At 40.7% G+C, this 2,150-nt stretch carries 2 protein-coding genes; both read right to left on the reverse strand.

Translation table 11 applies throughout. The features are described 5' to 3' along the window. Positions 1–84: 84 nt before the first annotated feature. A complete protein-coding gene (gene aspS / locus CXF78_RS14910) occupies positions 85–1,860 on the reverse strand; it encodes an aspartate--tRNA ligase (protein WP_102037245.1) in 1,776 nt (591 codons plus the stop codon). Between the two features lie 171 nt (positions 1,861–2,031). Beyond that, positions 2,032–2,148 carry a hypothetical protein gene (locus CXF78_RS22080; protein ID WP_374702298.1) on the reverse strand — a complete coding sequence of 39 codons (117 nt, stop codon included), beginning with the start codon at positions 2,146–2,148 and terminating at the stop codon, positions 2,032–2,034. Positions 2,149–2,150: the final 2 nt, after the last annotated feature.

The raw sequence follows: 2,150 nt of genomic DNA on the forward strand, positions 1-2,150 counted from the left end.
AACCATACTTGTTAAAAACATACCGAGGCAGCAGCCTCGGTATGTGGTGCTCTTTTAAGAGCCTATTACGCTGAGCAATAATGTTTATTCTTCAGTTTTAACCTTTTCAATCACCGCTATACCCAATTCAGTTAACTGCACTGGGTTTGCAAAACCAGGAGCGTTAGTTAATGGACATGCTGCGGTAGTCGTTTTAGGGAATGCCATTACGTCACGAATTGAGCTTGCGCCGGTCATCAACATAATAATACGATCCAAACCAAATGCTAAACCAGCGTGTGGTGGTGTTCCGTAGCGTAACGCTTCAAGCAAGAAACCAAATTTTTCTTGTGCTTCTTCAGCTTCAATACCTAAAATACTGAATACAGTACTTTGCATTTCGGCGTTATGAATACGCACTGAACCGCCACCTAATTCACAACCATTCAATACCATGTCGTAGGCATCTGAAATAGCTGCTGCAGGATCTGCTGCTAATTCTGCTGGGCTAATACCGCGAGGCGCAGTGAATGGATGATGAACCGCGTGGAATCCACCGTTAATTTTTTCAAACATCGGGAAGTCGACAACCCACATTGGGCGCCACTCACCTTCAAGTAACTTGAAATCTTCACCGGCTTTTAAGCGCAATGCGCCCAAAGCTTCAGCCACGACATTGGCTTTATCTGCGCCAAATAGAATGATATCGCCGGTTTGTGCACCTGTACGACTAATAATGTCGTTAACAATAGAGTCTGTTAAAAACTTAAGTACAGGCGACTGAATACCATCCATGCCTGCAGCTAAGTCATTTATTTTCATCCACGCTAAGCCTTTAGCACCATAAATGCCGGCAAATTTAGTGTAATCGTCAATTTGCTTACGAGATAAAGATGCACCAGTTGGAATGCGAAGTGCCGCAACGCGACCTTCCACATCATTTGCTGGGCCATTAAATACTGCAAATTCAACATCTTTAACCAAATCAGCAATATCAATTAATTCAAGTGGATTACGTAAATCAGGTTTATCTGAACCATAACGCTTCATTGCTTCGGCGTAGGTCATGCGAGGAAAATCACCTAAATCTACATTCAATAAATCTTGAAATAAACCGCGCATCATTTGTTCAGTTTTTTCCATGACTTGTTCGGCAGACATGAATGAGGTTTCAATATCGATTTGAGTAAATTCAGGCTGACGGTCTGCACGTAAATCTTCATCACGGAAGCATTTAACGATTTGATAATAGCGATCAAAACCCGACATCATTAACAACTGTTTGAACAACTGTGGTGATTGAGGCAAAGCAAAAAATTGACCTTTATAAGTTCGACTTGGCACTAAATAGTCACGCGCACCTTCTGGAGTGGCTTTAGTCAAAATAGGCGTTTCGATATCTAAAAAGCCATTGCCGTCTAAAAAGCGACGTACTGAGCTGGTCACTTTTGCACGAAAAATAAGGCGCTCGGCCATTTCTGGACGACGTAAATCTAAATAACGGTATTTTAAACGTTGTTCTTCACTATTGTTTTGATAGTTATCCATGCTTAATGGTAAAGGAGCTGACGCATTAATAATGGTCAGTTGCTTACCCAAAATCTCAATTTCACCGGTTTTCATTTGTGAATTGATTTGGCTTTCTGGACGAGCGCGAACAACACCTTTTATTTGAACACAAAATTCACTGCGCAATGTGCTTGCCATTTCAAAAACATCTTTTAGATCTGGGTCATAAACAACTTGTACTAGCCCTTCTCTATCGCGTAAGTCTAAAAAAACAACTCCGCCTAAATCTCGACTACGGTTGACCCAACCGACTAAAGTAACTTCTTGACCTAGATGAGACTGATTAATGTCTCCACAATAATGACTGCGCATTGAACTCTATCCTTTATCCACAAAGCGGTATTTTGGAAATCGAAAACGATAAAAACGGCATTATATACCGTGACTCAAACTTATGCATTGAAGTATCAGGCAGATTGCATCAATTAACCAGACCTATAGCGAATAAACTGGATCAACTGACGGAAAAATCAGCAACTAAAATTAACTCATTTTATATTGATGACCGCCCACCTTTTTAGCTTGATACATTAACTGATCTGACTTTTTCAATAATGAAGCAGCGGTATCGGCATCATTAGGAAAAATAGCGATACCAATAC

Source organism: Shewanella sp. 11B5, assembly GCF_002836795.1.
Taxonomy (GTDB): Bacteria; Pseudomonadota; Gammaproteobacteria; order Enterobacterales; family Shewanellaceae; genus Shewanella; species Shewanella frigidimarina.

Coding starts and splice junctions, on each gene's coding strand:
- aspS (WP_102037245.1), bottom strand. CDS start 1,860: ATGCGCAGTCATTATTGTGGAGACATTAATCAGTCTCATCTAGGTCAA.